2 protein-coding genes are annotated in these 1,713 nt (G+C 73.4%); both read right to left on the bottom strand.

The genetic code is table 11. The features are described from left to right. A partial coding sequence (locus B9G49_RS15995; RefSeq protein WP_233125237.1) for a hypothetical protein occupies window positions 1-869 on the bottom strand: 869 nt, incomplete at its 3' end. 10 nt (window positions 870-879) lie between these two features. Further along, window positions 880-1,713: DNA primase small subunit domain-containing protein (locus tag B9G49_RS15990; RefSeq protein ID WP_086217026.1), on the bottom strand; the 834-nt coding region annotated here is incomplete at its 5' end.

Raw genomic sequence — 1,713 nt, 5'->3', positions numbered from 1 at the left:
GCCCCCTCGTCCGTGTCTCCCGCGGGGCGATCGCCCGGGACCGTGCCGCTGTCGCCGATCGCGCTGTCGCCGATCGTGTCGTCGGCGTCGGCCGCGTCGTCGGCCCCGACCGCTCCCGGAGGCGCCGGTTCGGGGGGCACCGGCGTCGGACCCTCGCCGCCGTCGGACGCGGACTCGGGGTCGGGCGCCGGGCGGTCCTCGTTCGGCTCCGGCTCGGCGTCGGCGGAGGAGTCTCCCCCGTCGCCGCCCATCGCGCCGGCGAGGGCGCCGGCGTCGCCCGACGCCGTAGCGGCGTCCGACGGCTCGGGTTCCGGGTCGGCGGGAGCCGTGTCCGCGTCCGACGGCTCGGGGCCACCGTCGGGTGAGTCGGTGTCTGCCCGACTCGGCTCCGGCGTCCTCGCTTCGGGGGCCGAGGACCCCTCCTCGGTCCCGAGCGGCCGGTCGTCGCCGTCCGCGGTCGCGGACTCGTCCGGGACCGGCGACTCGCCCGCGAGCACGTCGAGCACCGCTGACTTGTTCGCGCTGATGCGCTCGACGAGGTCGTCGAACAGCCGCCGCTCCTCGGCCGTCATTCCCTCCTCGTCGACGGACATGTCGGCCGCGGCGAAGGAGGCGAGCTTGACGACCTTCCCGACCCGGCGCTCGTAGAGCGCCTCGGCGACCTCCTCCGCGGTCTCCACCTCGTCGGAGAGCCGGCGGACGTCGTCGTCGGAGAACGGGTTCTCGACCTGCTCGGCGCGGCGGTCGCGCGCGGCGCGCAGGTCCGCGACGTACGCGCCCACGTCGTCGTAAAACGAGTCCCGCAGGTGCTGGAGGCTGTCCTTCCGGCGCTCCTTCGCCTGCGCGGATCGGAGTTCGTCGAGGTTCATTTGTCGTCGGTCATCGTTCGGGAGCTTTCCGCGCCTCGCCGCGGGCCATCAGGAAGGCTCCCGCGAACTCGGGCACGGTGTTTCTACCGGATTCAACTCTGACGCGCTCGCCGTTTAATTCTACCGTCCGATCCGCGTCCGTCTCGATCCGGATCTCGCGGCCGACGAACCGGTCCGGGACCGCGTCCCGGAGCGGGTCGAAGTCGGCGAGCTCGTCGCGGTCGAGCGGCGTGACGACGAGCGCGGAGCCGCCGTGGAGCGTCCCCGGGAGCCGGATGAGCCGCCGGGTATCGGTCGTCACCGGCTCGTCGATCGGCGCGGCGTCGGTCGCGGCGACGCGCGCGGCGAGCGCGGAGACGAGCCGGCGGACGCCCGGCCCGCCGGCCTCCACGTTGCCCTCGCGCACGGCGGTCGGGTTCCGGTCAAACGCGCCGAGGATCGTCTCCGCGCGCCCCTCGCCGATCCCGTCGAGTTCCATGAGGCGCTCGCGCGCGGCCTCGTCGCCCATCTCGCGGAGGTCGTCGGCGTACTCGACCAGCGCGTCGTGAACGCGCGCGCCCCACCCGCCCTCGGTGCGGAGGACGCGCTTCGTTGTCCCCCGCTCGGAGACCGTCCGGATCAGTCCGTCGCTGTCGAGGTCGATGGCGCGCACGTAGTCGACGATCTCGCGGCGCGCCTCGCTGTCCAACTCCCGCACGCTCTCGTCCCGGACGTGGACGTGGTAGCCCCGCCCACCGGAGAAGACGACCGTCACGTCTTCGAACGCGAAATCGTCGTCGATGAAGTCCAGCAGCCGCACGAGCGCGTCCTTACACGCCGCCAGCATCTCCGGGTAGGAGGTGGT

The sequence above is a fragment of the Halorubrum sp. SD683 genome (assembly GCF_002135045.1).
Classification (GTDB): Archaea; Halobacteriota; Halobacteria; order Halobacteriales; family Haloferacaceae; genus Halorubrum; species Halorubrum ezzemoulense.
Note: the sequence above shows the minus strand (reverse complement) of the source record. Positions and strands in the feature narration are given on the sequence as shown.